We start from the raw sequence: 16,340 nt of genomic DNA, 5'->3' as shown, positions 1-16,340 counted from the left end.
TACTCCACCTTTATCATTTGTTTCGTTTCAGGAACTTCATGAGTTCGTCTGTATCTTTCGTATTGAGGACCGAATCGGTTTTGATCCATCCTTTTCGTGCAGTCGAGACGCCGATTCCCATGAACTCAAGGTGATCATGGCTGTGTGCGTCCGTATTGATGACCAGGGGAACACCGCGTTCCTGAGCTTTTCGCACATGTTCTGCACATAGATCGAGCCGGTTCGGGTTCGCATTGAGCTCCAGTGCGGTTCCGGTTTCTGACGCAAGATCGATCAAGGCATCCATGTCGACGGCATATCCTTCCCTTCGGCCGATGATCCTGCCTGTAGGATGAGCGATGAAGTCCACATGGGGGTTCTCCAGTGCCGTTTTCAACCGGTCCATGATTTTGTCTTGTGACTGCGAGAAGCTGGAATGGATCGAGGCGATGACCACGTCCAGCTGGCTGAGCACGTCATCGTCATAATCGAGCGTTCCGTCAGGCAGGATGTCCATCTCGATTCCCGCAAGCACCTCGATATCATCATAGCGCTTATTGATTTCTTTTATTTCTTGAATCTGTTTCAGCAGTCGTTCTTCGGTCAGGCCATTGGCTACCCTCAAGTATTGGGAGTGGTCCGTGATGGCCATATAGGAATACCCTTTCGCCCGGCACGCCTCCACCATCTCTTCGATGGAGTACGCCCCGTCAGACCAGGTGGTATGCATATGAAGGTCCCCTTTGATGTCTTCAAGTGAGATCAATGGGTAGTCCTTCTTGAACTCTTCCACCTCGCGGCCATCTTCCCTGAGTTCAGGCGGAATGAAAGGGAGACCGAAGTGACCGTAGAATTCTTCTTCCGTTTCAAACGTCGTCACTTCACCCGTTTCGGCGTTCTCCACCCCGTATTCGCTGATTTTCTCTCCACGCTCTTTCGCGAGCTGGCGCATCCGGACATTGTGATCTTTCGAGCCCGTGAAATGATGGAGGGCCGTGGCGAATTCCTTCGGTTCGACAATCCGGAAATCGACGCTCACATCCCAGCTGTACCGGAGCGTCAATGATACCTTCGTGTCTCCCGCTGCGATGGTCTCCACGATACCGGGAAGCTCCAGGAGGGCTTCCTTTACCTGTGACGGCTCATCAGTGGAGAGGATGAAATCAAGATCCTTGATGGTTTCGCGTCCCCTCCGCAGGCTGCCGGCACGCGAGTAGGTTCTGATGCTATCCATGTTGCCGAGGAAGGATTCGATTTCGACTGCCACTCCTTCCATGAAGCCGATGGGAAGGCGGTCCGGCCGCTTGCCGACCTGTTCGATGGCGGCGATGATCTTCTCTTCCGTCTTCTTTCCGAAACCGGCCAGGGCCTGGACTTTTTCGTTCCGGCACGCTTCTTCCAGGTCTTCGATTCCTTCCACGCCAAGCTCGCTGTACAGCTTCGCAATCTTCTTGCCCCCGAGTCCGGGGAGTTGAAGAAGGGGAACGAGGCCGGCAGGAACCTGTTCCTTCAACTCTTCCAATACCGATGAGGTGCCCTCTTCGATATATTCTTCGATGACGCCCGCCGTCCCTTTTCCTATACCGCTTAGCTTTGTAAAATCATCTATTTCACTTAAACTGCGATCATCATTTTCAAGAGCTGCAGCCGCTTTGCGGTAAGCCGAGATTTTGAATGAGTTCTCGCCTTTGAGCTCCATATAGATAGCAATCTGTTCTAATAGTTTAATGATATCTTTTTTATTCACGTCATTCACCTTCAATCTCCATCATGAAAATGGTTTCTCCACTCTCTATAGTAGCAAACTCCGCATCAAAAGAAAAAGACTGAATCCGGAACGGCATCGAATGCTTCGGTTCCTGGACCCAGTCCTGTTATCAAGCTGATTTCCCCATCCACCATGATTGAATCATGTCGGAGAAGATCGGGGTGTTTTTGACCATCCCCTGCCCAAGGAAGGATCCTTGAATGGCCGACTGCACGGAATCCATCGGCAGGAGGGCCCCGATGAACAGCAGGATGAGAAGGATCAAGTACGTTTCCGCAAATCCCAATAGTCCCCCGCCCAGTTTGTTCACCTGCTTCAAGATTGGAAGGTGGGCGACAAAATCAAGCATGGAGCCGATGATCTGCAGGATGATCCTCACCGCAATGAAAATGATCGTGAACGCAATCACCCTGTAGTAGGCGTCTTCCATATTCCCCGCCTGGAAGATCATCTTCAACGCCATCTGGTCGTCAAGATTCGGGTAAGGAATCCACAAAGTCAGCTTGGGAGCAAGCTGATCATAATACAAATATGCTACAATGAATGAAGCGATGAAACCGAATATATGTATCACCTGCAGGATGAATCCCCGTTTCAATCCGATGAGGAATCCAAAAAGCAGGAGCACGAGCAGTATGATATCCAACATAGTTACTTCAATCCTTTAATTGTTTGATTTGCCGTTCGAGGTCTTCGTACTTCTCTTGAAGTTTGATATAATCATTCACGGCGTTCACGGCTGTCAGGACAGCAAGTCTTCCCGTGTCGAGATACGGATTCGCAGAGTTGATTTCCCTCATTTTGTCATCGACTTTGGAGCAGACGAAGCGGATCGTATCAGGCGCCTCTGTCCCGACGATCGTATAATGCTGACCATATATATCCACAGTAATGCGATTTTTTTCTGCTTCAGACAATCCGAAAGACCCCCGTTCACTTAAAAATTCTACACACTATCATACCATGTACCTGTTGAGAATGGTAGAACATTGTCATATGAACTCATTTCCATCGTACCATACTTGTAAAGAAGGAGAGATCCGTTTTGGCCAATACCGTCATTCAAACGACATCTGATCAGATACATAAAATGAAAGAACACTATTCTTCCGTCCTCACAGGCAAGGTTCCACCCGGAGCCGTCTTCTCTGCCAAGCCTGCAGGGTGCACCGTCACAGCCTATAAATCGGGAAAAGTCCTCTTCCAGGGAGCAAGGGGTGAAGACGAAGCATCCCAATGGGGATCGAAGGTTGCTCCTAAAGTAAAGAAGATCGATAAAAAGACCACTACCCTTCCCGAAGACTTTGCTTCGTGGTCGGTCATCGGATCGGATGAAGTCGGGACCGGTGACTTCTTCGGGCCGATCACCGTCGTCAGCGCCTATGTGAAACGGGAACATCTCGAACTTGTGAAGGAACTCGGTGTCCAGGACTCCAAAAATTTGACGGACGAGACGATCAAGCGCATCGCCAAGGATCTGATCCAAACGATTCCGTACAGTCTCCTCATCCTTCATAACCCGAAGTACAATGAGCTCCAGGAAAGCGGCATGTCCCAAGGGAAGATCAAAGCCCTGCTTCACAATAAAGCGATCCTGAATCTGATGGACAAAATCGCCCCTGAACAGCCGGAAGCGATCCTGATCGATCAGTTTGTGGAGAAGAATACGTACTACAGGCATATCGCTTCCCAGAAAAAAATCCAGCGGGACCGGGTCTATTTCAGTACAAAAGGCGAAGGCATGCATCTGTCCGTCGCGGCGGCATCGATCATAGCCCGATATGCGTTCCTGAAGGAGATGGACAAGCTGAGCGAGAAGGCCGGCGTGACGATCCCGAAGGGTGCCGGAAGCGCCGTTGATATCGCTGCGGCCAAGATCATCAAGCGCAGGGGCGTCGACTCACTGAAGAATATGACGAAGTGGCATTTTGCCAATAGTGATAAAGCGATCAAGATTTCGAGGAAGTAGAGGGAGGTGTCATCCTTTTGGGGTGGCATCTTTTTTGATATTTAATAAGGCCCGTTCCTCTCCGCTCCAGGCAGCCGCTTTCCACGGGGCGTGCGGTGAGCCGCTTCGGCAGGCCTGCAGGGTCTCACCCTGCCCGCTTTTCCCGTTGGAGTCGGCTGCCTTCCGCTCCGAGGAACTCTGTGATTTTTGAATGGAAGCCCATAGCCTATCTTCACCCCACCTGGTGTGTGAAAGGCACACAAAAAAAGATGCCGGAATCACTTCCGGCATCTTTCTTTGTATGATTATCCCCTAAGTTCCGCTCCGGCTTTCGCTTTGACGGCTTCAAGGACTTTGTTATGGACTTTCACGACTTCTTCATCGGTCAGGGTTTTGGCCGGGTCGAAGTATTTGAGGGAGAAGGCCAGGGATTTCTTGCCTGGTTCCATATGCTCTCCTTCGTAAAGGTCGAAGACGGAAACTTCTTTGAGAAGTTTTCCTCCTGCTTCTTTGATGATGGCTTGAACGTCTCCTGCTTTCACATCCTGCGTGACGACGAGGGCGATATCCCTTGTGATCGACGGGTGACGCGGGATCGGTGAGTAACCGAGTGGTGCTTTATCATATCCGAATACCGGTGCAGCCTTCAGTTCGAATACGTAGGTTGCATCGAGATCAAGTTCTTTTTCCACTTCCGGATGGGTGGCACCGACGAAACCGATGACCTCATCGTTCAAGAGGATTTCCGCTGTCCGGCCAGGGTGCAATCCGTCGATGACGGCTTGACGGTAGCTGATGGCATCGGATACGCCAAGGTTCTCGAACATTCCTTCGAGGATCCCTTTCGCCACGTAGAAGTCAACCGGCTTCTTCTCTCCCTGCCAAAGATGGGAATGCCACAGACCGGCAAGGGCCCCTGCGATGTGCTCTTCTTCGCGTGGAAGTTCTTCCCCTTCGTTCAGGAACACGGCTCCGACTTCATAGAACGCGAGGCTGTCGTTTTGACGGGCCTTATTGTACGAAATGACTTCAAGAAGCTGCGGGACGATGCTCAGGCGAAGGTTGCTCCGTTCTTCACTCATCGGCATGAGAAGGCGGACCGGCTCTTTCACATCGAGTGCGTATTGAGTCGCTTTCTTGTCGTTCGTCAGGGAGTAAGTGATCGCCTGAAGGAGACCCGCTCCTTCCAGGTAGCGGCGGACAGCGCGACGTTTCGCCTGATATGGGCTTAAGCCTCCTGCTGTTGACGCCCCTTGAGGAAGGGTCATCGGGATGTGGTCATAGCCGTAGAGGCGTGCCACTTCTTCCAATAGATCTTCCTGGATCGTGATATCCCCTCTTCTTGTCGGGGCCGTTACGTTGAAGGTTTCCCCACTTACTTCAACAGGGAATCCGAGACGGCGGAAGATGCCTTCCACTTCCTCAGCGGTGATGGCTGTTCCGAGTGAAGAGTTGATCTTATCGAGGGTGATTGATACGCGTGCAGGCTGGACGGTCAATTCATCAAAGAGGACCGTGCCTTCGAGGACTTCTCCTCCGGCATACTCAGCCATGAGCTGGGCGGCACGTTCTCCCGCTTTCAGGACGCGCTCGGGATCGACGCCTTTTTCATAGCGTGTGCTCGCTTCACTGCGGAGCCCGTGATGCTTGGAAGCTCCTCTCACGATGGCACCTGTGAAATACGCTGCTTCCAATAGGACGGTGGTGGTGTCCTGCTGGACTTCAGAGTCTGCTCCGCCCATGACACCGGCGAGGGCGACTGGTGCCTTGCCATTCGTGATGACAAGCTGATGGTCAGACAGTGTGCGCTCCGTATCATCGAGTGTCACGATCTTCTCGCCATTATGCGCACGGCGTACCACGACCTCTTTCGATCCGAATCGGTCGTAGTCGAAGGCATGAAGAGGCTGACCGTACTCAAGGAGCACGTAGTTCGTGATGTCGACGACATTATTATGCGGTCGGATGCCCGCTGCCATGAGGGCGTGCTGCATCCATGCAGGTGAAGGACCGATCTTCACGTTCTTGATGATCTTCGCCCCGTACAATGGATTGTCTTCTTTCGCTTCCACACGGACGGAAACGTAGTCTGACGCTTTCTCGCCGGATTCGCTCACGGATGGTTCCGGTATCTTCACATCCCGGTCGAGGATCGCTGCCACTTCGTAGGCAACACCCAGCATGCTCAAGCAGTCCGAGCGGTTAGGGGTGAGTCCGAGCTCAAGGATGGAATCATCCAGGCTCAAGCGCTCCACTGCATCGGCTCCGACTTCCTCGTTTTCAGGGAATACATAGATCCCGTCTGCATGCTCTTTCGGCACAAGCTTGCTTTCGACGCCGAGCTCTTGAAGGGAACAGATCATCCCTTGGGAGACCTCTCCGCGGAGCTTCGCTTTCTTGATTTTGAAATTGCCTGGAAGGACAGCCCCTACCTTGGCAACGGCCACTTTCTGGCCTTTGGCGACATTGGGTGCCCCACAGATGATCTGAACGGGTTCTTCTTCTCCGACATCCACGGTGCAGATGTTCAGTTTATCCGCATCGGGATGCTGCTCGCATGTGAGGACATGGCCGACGACGACGCCCTTGATGCCGTCCCCGATCTGCTCCACTCCTTCTACCTCGATCCCGCTGCGGGTGATCTTTTCGGCAAGTTCTTCAGGTGTGACACCTGACAGGTCCACGTAGTTTTCCAGCCATTTATATGAAACGTACATTCTTGTACCTCCTATCGATTTGTCCGGTGCGTCATGCGCCCCCGTTTATTCCTTCTCGCTGAACTGTTTGAGGAAACGCGTATCGTTCGTATAATAGTGACGGATATCATCGATTCCATACTTCAGCATGGCAATCCGTTCAGGTCCCATCCCGAAGGCGAACCCGGAGTACTTGCTTGAATCGAATCCGGCCATCTCCAGTACATTCGGATGGACCATACCGGCACCGAGGATCTCGATCCAGCCGGTCCCTTTGCATACGCGGCATCCTTCACCGCCGCAGATCTTACAGCTGATATCCATTTCGACGGAAGGCTCCGTGAACGGGAAGAAGCTTGGACGGAGTCGGATTTCCCGGTCTTCTCCGAACATCTTCTTGGCGAATACATTCAATGTTCCTTTAAGGTCACTCATGCGGATGTGTTCATCGACGACAAGTCCTTCGATCTGTGTGAACTGATGGGAATGGGTCGCATCATCGGTGTCACGGCGATACACTTTCCCAGGGCAGATGATCTTGATCGGTCCTTTTCCTTCTGCCATCTCCATCGTCCTTGCCTGTACAGGGGACGTATGGGTGCGCAGGAGTGTTTCTTCCGAGATATAGAATGAATCCTGCATATCCCGGGCCGGGTGTCCCTTCGGCAGGTTGAGCGCCTCGAAGTTGTAGTAGTCCTTCTCCACTTCCGGGCCTTCGGCAATCGTATAGCCCATGCCGATGAACAGATCTTCGATTTCTTCGACGATCATGGTGAGGGGATGATGATTCCCGCTCTTCACAGGGCGCCCTGGAAGGGTCACATCGATCGTTTCCGATTGGAGCTTCTTCTCCACCGCTTCCTTCTCAAGGATGGCCTGCTTCGCTTCGATGGTCTCGGTGATGGCTCCGCGGACTTCATTGGCCAGGGCGCCCATTTTCGGACGCTCTTCTGCAGAGAGTTTTCCCATGCCTTTCAGCGCTTCAGTCACGGGGCCTTTCTTGCCGAGATAGGCAACGCGGACATCATTCAGCGCTTTTAAATCCTGTGCTTCATTTACTTTTTCGATTGCTTCCTGTTGAAGGGATCGTAATGTTTCCTCCATGGAACATCCTCCTTTTTATCATGCGGTCTCAGTGGACCGGTCCTTTTTTGACCAAATAAAAAAACCCCATCCCGGAAAGGGACGAGGTTTGATCGCGGTACCACCCTTATAAGCAGGCAGCGTTCGCCCACTCACTTCATTCGGATAACGGCATATGCCGGTACATCATTACATTGCCTGGGCAATGGTCCCGATGCCAACTCGAGAGGTGAAATTTCACAGCTGTCCTTCATAAGAGTGCTTTCAGTCGAGGCACTCTCTCCCTGGAGGAATTCCAGATGCTACTTTCCTCTTTCAACGTTTTTCATATATGAGAACTATTATAGTGAATTATCGGGGAGAATTCAAACCCTTTTCGGTGTGTTCTGCTTAAAATGATACATAAGGATGCCTGCAGCGATGGCAACATTCAATGATTCACTCTGCCCGTATATCGGGATGTAGAGATTCTTGTCCGTCATCTCGAGTGTATGCGGGGACATGCCATTTCCCTCATTCCCCATGATGAGGGCGTAGGATGAAGCAGGCTCCACTCCAGTGTATTCAACCCCATTTTCAAGGGCCGTGCCATAAACCGGGATCCCCCGTTCCTGCAGCTCGGGGATCAGTTGTTCAAGATCCATCCGCACGATCGGAAGGTGGAAATGACTGCCCTGGGCTGAGCGGAGGACCTTTTGGTTATAAGGGTCCACTGTCCCCTTCCCGAGGACGACCATGTCGATCCCTGCCGCATCAGCCGTCCGGATGATGGTGCCGATGTTGCCGGGATCCTGGAGCCCGTCCAGGAGAAGGAACGTACTCGCTTCTACTATGTCTTCCTCCCGTTCCTGCTGCCGGCAGATGGCGAAGATCCCCTGGGTGGTCTCCGTATCGGCGAGGAGACTCCCGACCTCAGGTGATACGGTGGTGATGGATTCGGCCTCAAAGGTCCTCGGCACCTCCACTCCTTCCACGACGATCAGTTCCTGTACGATCCCATCCTGCTTCAGCGCTTCCTCTACAAGATGGAATCCTTCGACGATATAGGTACGGGTGAGATCCCGTTCTTTTTTGGTCAACAGCTTCTTCCATTGTTTCACGATAGGGTTCTTTGAGGATTGAATATACTTCAATCGTATCCGCTCCTTCAACGTTCTATTCAAATGTCCATTATACCTCAACTTCCATACATAATATACGGGATTTGAGAGACGATAACAATGAATTCCTCATCAACCATAAAGGAGCTGGGCATAATGAGCTTGAATCTACGCAAAGCGATCATACACAACGTGCAGGGCAATTCACAGGATGAACTCCGCGATACCATCGTCGACGCCATTCAGGGAGGCGAAGAAAAGACGCTCCCGGGGCTGGGTGTCCTCCTCGAGGTCTTCTGGCAGAACGCCGATCCGAATGAACAGAAGATGGTCCTTGAAACGCTTGAAAATTCCCTTCAGCAGCCTCATTAAACAGACTGGCGCGCCTTCATGCAGAAGGCGCGTTTTCATTTCCCTCCAAAAGCCCCATCCGTTGAACGTTTGAGTGGGTTCGTAAGTGGTAAAGAAAGGCTAAAAGCATGGAAGGGAGAATGATACATATGAGTAAAGATAGCACCGCACTTCTCGTGATCGATATGATCAATACATTCGACTTCGATGGAGGGGAAAACCTGCTTGAACATACCTTGGACGTCGTCGATCCGATCCGTGGCCTGAAGAAAAAGGCGAAAGATGCGGGGATTCCCATCATCTATGTCAATGATAACTATGGACTGTGGCAGGATAATATGAACGATATCATCGAGCACTGCAAAAAAGGGAAGGGCCGGAAAGTCATCGAGCGGCTTCATCCCGATACCGATGACTACTTCATCATCAAGCCGAAGCATTCGTGTTTCTTCGGAACCCAGCTTGAGATCCTCCTTCACCAGCTGGATATCCACCACTTGATCCTGACGGGGATCGCAGGGGATATCTGCGTCCTTTATACGGCGAATGATGCATATATGAGGGAATATGAGCTGTCCATCCCGACCGACTGTGTCGCTTCCGAGACGACTGAAGACAATGACAATGCCTTCCGGATCATCACCAAGACCATCGGGGCAGATCTGACAGATTCCCGTCAGATCGATTTTGACGACTGATCATCAGCATGCAAAAAGAGGCGCCCTCGGGCGCCTCTTCAAGGTCAATCATACGTGATTTTATCGACGGTTTCGCGGTCGAGCTTCTTGATGACCTCCGTGATGAGTTTCACTGTGTGCTCATAATCATCCCGATGCAGCATGGCCGCATGACTGTGGATGTAGCGGGTGGCGATGGTGATCGACAGGGCCGGTACCCCGTTCGCCGTCAGATGGATCGAACCTGAATCGGTCCCTCCTCCAGGGATGCTATCGTACTGATACGGGATGCCCAGTTCGTCCGCCGTGCTGGTGACAGCATCACGGAGCCCTTTATGGGATACCATGGACGCATCATACAGGATGATCTGCGGTCCATCTCCCATTTTGCTTGAAGCTTCCTTATCGGAAATTCCCGGTGTATCCCCGGCGATCCCGACATCCACGCCAAAGGCGATGTCCGGTTCGATCTTCGCTGCCGATGTACGGGCACCACGGAGTCCGACTTCCTCCTGGACCGTTCCGACACCGTACACGATATTCGGATGCTCGGCATCCTTCAGGTTTTTCAGCACATCGATGGCGATGGCACAGCCGATGCGGTTATCCCACGCTTTGGCAAGGAGCATCTTTTCATTGTTCATCACCGTGAATTCGAAGTATGGGACAACCATATCCCCCGGCTTGACTCCCCATTCCGCTGCTTCCTCGCGGCTGGAAGCACCGATATCGATGAACATATCCTTGATGTCCACCGGCTTCTTGCGCGCTTCAGGAGGAAGGATATGCGGCGGCTTCGAACCGATCACACCCGTGAGTTCCCCTTTATCGGTCACGATGGTCACCCTCTGGGCAAGCATCACCTGGGACCACCAGCCTCCTACCGTTTGGAAACGGAGGAAGCCCCTGCCGTCGATCTGGGTCACCATGAAGCCGACCTCGTCAAGATGACCGGCCACCATGATCTTCGGACCGTTCTCCAAACCGGTCTTCTTCGCAATCAGGCTTCCCAGGTTATCCGTAGTGATTTCATCGGCAAATGGCTCTATGTATGTTTTCATCACGTTCCGTACTTCGCGTTCATTTCCCGGTACTCCTTTGGCATCGGTCAAATCCTTTAGCATCGTCAACGTTTCGTCAAGTTTCGTCATTGTTTCGCCCCCCTAAATAACGTTCCTATTTATTATACTTGAACCCTTCAGATTCATCAAAATATTCATTAATATCCTTCTTGCTGGCGCTGATAATTCACCTCGTTCTTCTTCAGGTAGGACTCATGGATGTCTTCCGACTTGAACCCGAGGATCCGCCCAAGCTGAAGATACTGCTGGAAGAGGGTGAGAAGGTTCTCGACTGAGCGCTCCTCCGAGAATCGATTCACTTCACTGTACACCTTGAGGAATTCCTCTGTCGGATCCCCTTCTTCCAGTACCTCGGGCTCATCGATGGAACGGATGCCGATTTCGATTCCAAGGGAGAGGATGAAGTGGATCCCGTCCACGTACTCTTCAAGGATGACTTCTTGTTCGGAAGGGGCCTTCTTGCTCCAAAACTTGAAGCACCTCGTTTCATTCGCCAGTTCCCCGAGTTCGACGAGGAGGGCCAGGATCTTTTTGTCCACCAGATCGGCGTCCTGAAGTCCGTGTTCCCTTTCGATGTGCCGATCCAGTCCGTTCTGCATGTTCAATAGTTGATTCCAATCCATTATGTTCACCTTTCCTTTCTACTTTATCTAGTATGACAAATTTTCCGATGAATTTTAAATAAAACGAAACCTTTTTTTCATCCATCCGTATGTACATGAAGAATCCTTATGCCTACGGAGGTAATTTTCATGTTTTTACTGATCCGACTGGTCCTTTTTTTGTTCATTCTTTATCTTTTGTACCGCTGTGTGAAATATATCCTCAATCCGAAAAGAAAGCTTGAACTGGCAAAGGAACAGCGCAGGTTTTATTTTCTGGATGATCAGGAAAACGTGCACAAGAATTTTCATGTCACCTACAAAGGGGTACTATTCGAAGGGGAAAAGTATATGGGGTCCACCGATCATTCATTCGAAGTGGTGTCGATCTTCGTATGGGCGGAGAACATCTCCACTTTGAAGGGGATGAACCGCGAGGACTTCCACTACGTCCAGAATGAGATCAAGGAGCGGTATCCTGCCGCCAAGATCGACTGGAAGAGTCCCATTCATGAACTCCTGAAGAAAAAAGAACAGTAGCACAGCAAAGGGGGCGTCCATTACGGACCGCCCCCTTTTCTTATTTACTCGGAAAGAACTCATTCCATGAAATGATCCGAACCTTTTCCCTGAGGAGATAAAACAGGACAGCCAGGGACAGGATGATCATGACGATGATCGGCGGGGAGAACGTCGTGATGTATTGACCGAATACCGTATAAAAGAATGCCAGGGGAATGTTCGAGAGGAAAGCCGCCCTGAGGAACGGTTTGAATTCCCTGTGACGCTCAAGGAGACACAGATTGAGGAGCTGATAGTGGACGAACGGGATCAGCTTCAACACCGCGATCTGACCGGTCGTCAATACGGCATTCCGGCCGAACCACTTTTCCTTCAGCTTCAGGAGCCTTTCGGCAAACGTCGGCACCCCCTTGATGACAAAGAAGAAAAGGACGGATAAGAGCGTCAACCCGATCAAGGAATAAATCGTCCCGAACACACTTCCGAACAACAGACCTCCCGCCATGCAGACGAGTGCGACCGGGATGAAGAGGAACTGCCTTAAGATGTGGAACAGGATGAACAGGAAAGGGGCAATGAAACCACTCGCTTCCATGACGGCAAATGCAGCGACTAAACGATCATCCATGATGCAAAACCCCCTACTATGCCTCTGATGATGTTCACGTGCTATTCTATCCTATGAGACGGCTCCCACCGTCAGAACTTACAAGACGAACCAGATATAAAGTCCCCCGTGCAGGATGACCAGGAGGGGCAACCCGAGCCTGAACGCTGCATGCTTCGTTTTATGGCGATGGATGCGCATGCCGAAGTAACTGCCGACGCTCCCTCCGAGGATCGCCACCTGCCACAGCGTGCGTTCGCTGATCCGGTACTCCCCCCGCCTCGCCTTTTCCTTGTCGCGGCCCATGAGGACGAAGCCAGCGATATTGATCACGATGAGGTACAGATTCAATACGATGATCCACGTTTCCATGCAATCTTCCTTTCTCTATGCAAAAAGGACCGGCCACTGGGCCGATCCCTCAACAAGATTACTTGTTCAATTGAGCTTTCGCTGCGTCAGCCAATTGGTTGAACGCATTGATATCAGAAACCGCTAGCTCAGCAAGCATTTTACGGTTCACTTCGATACCAGCAAGCTTAAGTCCGTGCATCAAACGGCTGTAAGAAAGACCGTTCATACGTGCAGCTGCATTGATACGAGTGATCCAAAGCTTACGGAAGTCACGTTTCTTCTGGCGACGGTCACGATAAGCATACATGTATGATTTCATGACTTGTTGGTTAGCTACTTTATAAAGAGTATGTTTTGAACCGAAATAACCTTTGGCTAATTTAAGAACTTTTTTACGACGTCTGCGAGTTACTGTTCCGCCTTTTACGCGTGGCATAATAATTCCCTCCTATTTCTTACTTGCTTTTTATTTAAGGTTGTCAAGCATATGACGAATGCGTTTGAAATCTCCTTTAGAGACAACAGCAGCTTTACGTAGCTTACGTTTTGCTTTAGTAGATTTATTAGCGAATAAATGGCTTGTGTAAGCGTGAGAACGTTTAAGTTTACCAGAACCTGTTTTCTTGAAACGCTTAGCTGAGCCGCGGTGAGTTTTCATTTTTGGCATGTGCTTTTCCTCCTCGGGTCGATTATTTTTCGTTGACTGGTGCGAGCACCAAGAACATGCTGCGACCATCCATTTTAGGCTTTGATTCAACGGTTGCAACGTCTTTGCACTCATCGGAGAAACGATCGAGTACACGTTGGCCGATCTCTTTGTGCGTGATCGCACGGCCTTTAAATCGGATAGACGCTTTAACTTTGTCTCCTTTTTCAAGGAACTTACGAGCATTGCGAAGTTTCGTATTGAAATCATGGTCATCGATCGTCGGGCTCAGGCGAACCTCTTTCAGATTGATGATCTTTTGATTTTTACGGGCTTCTTTTTCTTTCTTCTGTTGTTCGAACTTAAACTTTCCGTAGTCCATGATACGGGCAACGGGTGGTTTTGCAGTTGGAGCAACGAGAACAAGATCAAGATTGACGCGTTCTGCGATTTCTAGGGCTTCGTTCTTGGATTTGATTCCAAGCTGTTCACCATTCTGATCGATCAGACGCACTTCACGGGCACGAATCGTTTCGTTTAAGATCATGTCTTTGCTAATAACTAGCCACCTCCAAGGTAATTTAAAAGAATACGCGGTATTGGTTTGCAGCACCCTTACTCATTCAGAAACAAAAAAGATGCGAGTGTCGAAACACCCGCATCTGATTATAAAGCACATCGCTTAATTATCATGAAAGTTACCTGGTAACTGCAAAACGCGTCATTCAGGTGAGAAGCGGGATGCCTCTACTTGTACCAAACTGTATTCAATTCACCTTAGATACTATACCATAAGACAATACCAAAGTCAAACGGGTTTGTCACAACGTATTTCATGATAGCATTCATCCCGGCAGAGTGCAACCTTTTTTTGAGGATTTCCCAAAAGATGCATGCAATTCCCGGAATAATCGGCGGAAAGAAGGACGTTATCCGCGTTTCGCTTCTGATTTCACCATATCGGCAAATGCATCGAAGGAAAGCGTTTCCGATTTCTGTTCGCCATACTTGCGGACATTGACGGCTTTTTCCTTGATTTCGTTATCCCCGACGACGAGCATGTATGGAACCTTGCTCATCTGGGCTTCACGGATCTTGTAGCCGATCTTTTCGTTCCGGTCATCGATATCGACACGCAGCCCTTCAGCCTGGAGTTTTTCCTGTACTTCTTTGGCATAATCGAAATGCACGTCCGGTGATACCGGGATGACTTGTACCTGAGTCGGTGCGAGCCATGTCGGGAATGCCCCTTTGTACTCTTCGATGAGGAAGGCCACGAAGCGTTCCATCGTCGATACGACACCGCGGTGGATGACGACCGGGCGATGCTGCTTCCCGTCTTCACCGACATATGTGAGGTCGAAACGTTCCGGAAGAAGGAAATCGAGCTGGACAGTCGAGAGCGTCTCCTCTTTGCCGAGGGCGGTCTTCACCTGTACGTCAAGCTTCGGTCCGTAGAAGGCCGCTTCCCCTTCTGCTTCGAAGTAGTCGATTTCCAGTTCATCCATGGCTTCTTTCAGCATGCCTTGAGCCTTGTTCCACATCTCGTCATCATCGAAGTATTTCTCTTTGTCTTCCGGATCGCGGTAAGACAGACGGAAGGAATATTCATTGATATCAAAGTCTTTATATACTTCCTGGACCAGGTGGACCACACGCTTGAATTCGTCCTTGATTTGATCCGGGCGGACGAAGATATGGGCATCATTCAGCGTCATGCCACGTACGCGCTGGAGGCCTGAGAGGGCACCGGACATTTCATAACGGTGCATGAGACCCAGTTCCGCGATGCGGATCGGCAGCTCACGGTAGCTGTGGATGCTGTTTTTATAGATCATCATGTGATGCGGACAGTTCATCGGGCGGAGTACAAGATCTTCGTTGTCCATTCCCATGATCGGGAACATATCTTCCTGATAGTGATCCCAGTGACCGCTTGTTTTATAAAGTTCGACGCTGGCGAGTGCCGGAGTATACACGTGGTTGTAGCCCAGGCGTTCCTCTTTATCCACGATGTAACGTTCGACGATGCGGCGGACAGTCGCCCCTTTCGGAAGCCACATCGGCAGCCCCTGACCGACCTTTTGGGACGTCATGAACAGATCCAGTTCCTTCCCGATTTTGCGGTGATCGCGTTCCTTCGCTTCTTCGAGGAGGCGGAGATGCTCGTCCAGGTCTTCCTTCTTGAAGAAAGCTGTTCCATAGATCCGCTGCAGCATTTTGTTGTCGCTGTTCCCGCGCCAGTAAGCCCCTGCGATGCTGAGGAGTTTGAATTCCTTGATTTTGTTTGTCGACGGGATGTGGATCCCGCGGCAAAGGTCGAAGAATTCGCCTTGTTCGTAGATGGACACCTGCTCCCCTTCAGGGATGGCATCAAGAAGCTCAAGCTTGTATTCATCGCCGACTTCCTGATAAATGCGCTGAGCTTCGTCACGGCTCACCTCTTTACGGATGACTTCGAGGTTTTCACCGGTGATTTTTTTCATTTCCTTTTCAATCAATGGAAGATCTTCAGGGGTGAAGGTATGCTCGGAATCGACATCATAGTAGAATCCACCTTCAATGACAGGCCCGATCCCAAGTTTCGTTTCAGGGTACAGGCGTTTGATCGCCTGAGCCATCAAGTGGGCTGTACTGTGGCGCAGGATCTCCAGGGCGTCTTCACCAGGCGGAGTGATGATCTCGATGCTTCCATCGCTTTCAATTCCTGTACGGAGATCGATCAGATTCCCGTTCACTTTTCCCGCCAGTGCCTTTTTCTTAAGACCCGGGGAGATCGAGGCTGCGATTTCCTCTGTTGTTGTCCCTTTTGGGAACTCCTTCACATTCCCATCAGGGAACTGCATTTTCACTACTTCTGACATAGCGTATCACTCCTTTTAAGATTCATCATTGGCCAAGAAGCGGCCGAATAAAAAACAAAAA

At 50.7% G+C, this 16,340-nt stretch carries 18 protein-coding genes and 1 other annotated feature; of the genes, 4 read left to right on the top strand and 14 right to left on the bottom strand.

Annotated elements, in window-relative coordinates; translation table 11 throughout:
• Positions 1 to 13 precede the first annotated feature (13 nt).
• From polX to zapA, 3 genes are all read right to left on the bottom strand, one after another.
• Complete coding sequence (polX, locus tag ACNA6I_RS01020; RefSeq protein WP_048006440.1) at positions 14 to 1,726, bottom strand: DNA polymerase/3'-5' exonuclease PolX; 1,713 nt, start codon at positions 1,724 to 1,726, stop codon at positions 14 to 16.
• 130 nt (positions 1,727 to 1,856) lie between these two features.
• Positions 1,857 to 2,396, bottom strand: a complete 540-nt coding sequence (locus ACNA6I_RS01015; RefSeq protein ID WP_048006299.1) for a CvpA family protein — start codon at positions 2,394 to 2,396, stop codon at positions 1,857 to 1,859.
• Positions 2,397 to 2,403: 7 nt separating this feature from the next.
• Entirely contained in the window at positions 2,404 to 2,664 is a 261-nt protein-coding gene (gene zapA / locus ACNA6I_RS01010; protein WP_048006300.1) for a cell division protein ZapA, read from the bottom strand.
• A 128-nt stretch (positions 2,665 to 2,792) separates the two neighbouring features.
• On the opposite strand from zapA, the gene rnhC reads away from it, so the two are divergent.
• On the top strand, positions 2,793 to 3,716 hold the full coding sequence (rnhC, locus tag ACNA6I_RS01005; protein ID WP_048012667.1) for a ribonuclease HIII: 924 nt from the start codon (positions 2,793 to 2,795) through the stop codon (positions 3,714 to 3,716).
• Positions 3,717 to 4,000: 284 nt separating this feature from the next.
• Here the strand turns inward: rnhC and pheT are convergent, their stop codons facing one another.
• From pheT to ACNA6I_RS00990, 3 genes are all read right to left on the bottom strand, one after another.
• Positions 4,001 to 6,412 (bottom strand): phenylalanine--tRNA ligase subunit beta, encoded by a 2,412-nt coding sequence (gene pheT, locus ACNA6I_RS01000; RefSeq protein ID WP_416312787.1) that lies wholly within the window; start codon positions 6,410 to 6,412, stop codon positions 4,001 to 4,003.
• 45 nt (positions 6,413 to 6,457) lie between these two features.
• Positions 6,458 to 7,495, bottom strand: a complete 1,038-nt coding sequence (gene pheS / locus ACNA6I_RS00995; protein WP_251527226.1) for a phenylalanine--tRNA ligase subunit alpha — start codon at positions 7,493 to 7,495, stop codon at positions 6,458 to 6,460.
• Positions 7,496 to 7,839: 344 nt separating this feature from the next.
• On the bottom strand, positions 7,840 to 8,607 hold the full coding sequence (locus ACNA6I_RS00990; RefSeq protein ID WP_063192037.1) for a TrmH family RNA methyltransferase: 768 nt from the start codon (positions 8,605 to 8,607) through the stop codon (positions 7,840 to 7,842).
• 123 nt (positions 8,608 to 8,730) lie between these two features.
• Between ACNA6I_RS00990 and sspI the strand changes: the two genes are divergently transcribed.
• Together sspI and ACNA6I_RS00980 are read left to right on the top strand one after the other, a co-directional pair.
• On the top strand, positions 8,731 to 8,946 hold the full coding sequence (sspI, locus tag ACNA6I_RS00985; RefSeq protein WP_048006306.1) for a small acid-soluble spore protein SspI: 216 nt from the start codon (positions 8,731 to 8,733) through the stop codon (positions 8,944 to 8,946).
• A gap of 128 nt (positions 8,947 to 9,074) precedes the next feature.
• Positions 9,075 to 9,623: a cysteine hydrolase family protein gene (locus tag ACNA6I_RS00980; RefSeq protein WP_370295181.1), complete on the top strand. Its 549-nt coding sequence runs from the start codon at positions 9,075 to 9,077 to the stop codon at positions 9,621 to 9,623.
• Between the two features lie 44 nt (positions 9,624 to 9,667).
• Here ACNA6I_RS00980 and ACNA6I_RS00975 read toward each other — a convergent pair whose 3' ends face one another.
• On the bottom strand, positions 9,668 to 10,753 hold the full coding sequence (locus ACNA6I_RS00975) for a M42 family metallopeptidase (protein ID WP_148795631.1): 1,086 nt from the start codon (positions 10,751 to 10,753) through the stop codon (positions 9,668 to 9,670).
• A gap of 68 nt (positions 10,754 to 10,821) precedes the next feature.
• The gene (locus tag ACNA6I_RS00970) at positions 10,822 to 11,307 is read right to left on the bottom strand and encodes a dUTP diphosphatase (protein WP_048006309.1); all 486 of its coding nucleotides are present in this window, start codon (positions 11,305 to 11,307) and stop codon (positions 10,822 to 10,824) included.
• Between the two features lie 129 nt (positions 11,308 to 11,436).
• On the opposite strand from ACNA6I_RS00970, the gene ACNA6I_RS00965 reads away from it, so the two are divergent.
• On the top strand, positions 11,437 to 11,826 hold the full coding sequence (locus ACNA6I_RS00965; RefSeq protein WP_416312786.1) for a sigma-w pathway protein ysdB: 390 nt from the start codon (positions 11,437 to 11,439) through the stop codon (positions 11,824 to 11,826).
• Between the two features lie 40 nt (positions 11,827 to 11,866).
• Here ACNA6I_RS00965 and ACNA6I_RS00960 read toward each other — a convergent pair whose 3' ends face one another.
• The 6 genes from ACNA6I_RS00960 to thrS form a co-directional block, all read right to left on the bottom strand.
• Entirely contained in the window at positions 11,867 to 12,436 is a 570-nt protein-coding gene (locus ACNA6I_RS00960; protein WP_048006311.1) for a TVP38/TMEM64 family protein, read from the bottom strand.
• A gap of 78 nt (positions 12,437 to 12,514) precedes the next feature.
• Positions 12,515 to 12,787 carry a DUF1294 domain-containing protein gene (locus ACNA6I_RS00955; protein ID WP_048006312.1) on the bottom strand — a complete coding sequence of 91 codons (273 nt, stop codon included), beginning with the start codon at positions 12,785 to 12,787 and terminating at the stop codon, positions 12,515 to 12,517.
• 58 nt (positions 12,788 to 12,845) lie between these two features.
• Entirely contained in the window at positions 12,846 to 13,205 is a 360-nt protein-coding gene (gene rplT, locus ACNA6I_RS00950; RefSeq protein ID WP_048006313.1) for a 50S ribosomal protein L20, read from the bottom strand.
• Between the two features lie 30 nt (positions 13,206 to 13,235).
• Positions 13,236 to 13,436, bottom strand: a complete 201-nt coding sequence (rpmI, locus tag ACNA6I_RS00945; protein WP_032087387.1) for a 50S ribosomal protein L35 — start codon at positions 13,434 to 13,436, stop codon at positions 13,236 to 13,238.
• Positions 13,437 to 13,458: 22 nt separating this feature from the next.
• Positions 13,459 to 13,962 (bottom strand): translation initiation factor IF-3, encoded by a 504-nt coding sequence (gene infC / locus ACNA6I_RS00940; RefSeq protein ID WP_048006314.1) that lies wholly within the window; start codon positions 13,960 to 13,962, stop codon positions 13,459 to 13,461.
• Between the two features lie 79 nt (positions 13,963 to 14,041).
• Positions 14,042 to 14,174: a sequence feature (ribosomal protein L20 leader region), on the bottom strand.
• Between the two features lie 170 nt (positions 14,175 to 14,344).
• Entirely contained in the window at positions 14,345 to 16,279 is a 1,935-nt protein-coding gene (gene thrS / locus ACNA6I_RS00935) for a threonine--tRNA ligase (protein WP_048006315.1), read from the bottom strand.
• Between the last annotated feature and the right edge of the window lie 61 nt (positions 16,280 to 16,340).

It is taken from the genome of Rossellomorea sp. FS2 (genome assembly GCF_047915635.1).
In the GTDB taxonomy this organism is placed as follows: Bacteria; Bacillota; Bacilli; order Bacillales; family Bacillaceae_B; genus Rossellomorea; species Rossellomorea marisflavi_A.
Note: the sequence above shows the minus strand (reverse complement) of the source record. Positions and strands in the feature narration are given on the sequence as shown.

What these genes read in the sequence shown, in the direction of transcription:
- ACNA6I_RS01015 (WP_048006299.1), bottom strand. Translation starts at nt 2,396, where the DNA reads ATGTTGGATATCATACTGCTCGTGCTCCTGCTTTTTGGATTCCTCATC.
- pheT (WP_416312787.1), bottom strand. Translation starts at nt 6,412, where the DNA reads ATGTACGTTTCATATAAATGGCTGGAAAACTACGTGGACCTGTCAGGT.
- pheS (WP_251527226.1), bottom strand. Translation starts at nt 7,495, where the DNA reads ATGGAGGAAACATTACGATCCCTTCAACAGGAAGCAATCGAAAAAGTA.
- sspI (WP_048006306.1), top strand. Translation starts at nt 8,731, where the DNA reads ATGAGCTTGAATCTACGCAAAGCGATCATACACAACGTGCAGGGCAAT.
- ACNA6I_RS00980 (WP_370295181.1), top strand. Translation starts at nt 9,075, where the DNA reads ATGAGTAAAGATAGCACCGCACTTCTCGTGATCGATATGATCAATACA.
- ACNA6I_RS00975 (WP_148795631.1), bottom strand. Translation starts at nt 10,753, where the DNA reads ATGACGAAACTTGACGAAACGTTGACGATGCTAAAGGATTTGACCGAT.
- ACNA6I_RS00970 (WP_048006309.1), bottom strand. Translation starts at nt 11,307, where the DNA reads ATGGATTGGAATCAACTATTGAACATGCAGAACGGACTGGATCGGCAC.
- ACNA6I_RS00965 (WP_416312786.1), top strand. Translation starts at nt 11,437, where the DNA reads ATGTTTTTACTGATCCGACTGGTCCTTTTTTTGTTCATTCTTTATCTT.
- ACNA6I_RS00960 (WP_048006311.1), bottom strand. Translation starts at nt 12,436, where the DNA reads ATGGATGATCGTTTAGTCGCTGCATTTGCCGTCATGGAAGCGAGTGGT.
- ACNA6I_RS00955 (WP_048006312.1), bottom strand. Translation starts at nt 12,787, where the DNA reads ATGGAAACGTGGATCATCGTATTGAATCTGTACCTCATCGTGATCAAT.
- rplT (WP_048006313.1), bottom strand. Translation starts at nt 13,205, where the DNA reads ATGCCACGCGTAAAAGGCGGAACAGTAACTCGCAGACGTCGTAAAAAA.
- rpmI (WP_032087387.1), bottom strand. Translation starts at nt 13,436, where the DNA reads ATGCCAAAAATGAAAACTCACCGCGGCTCAGCTAAGCGTTTCAAGAAA.
- infC (WP_048006314.1), bottom strand. Translation starts at nt 13,962, where the DNA reads ATGATCTTAAACGAAACGATTCGTGCCCGTGAAGTGCGTCTGATCGAT.
- thrS (WP_048006315.1), bottom strand. Translation starts at nt 16,279, where the DNA reads ATGTCAGAAGTAGTGAAAATGCAGTTCCCTGATGGGAATGTGAAGGAG.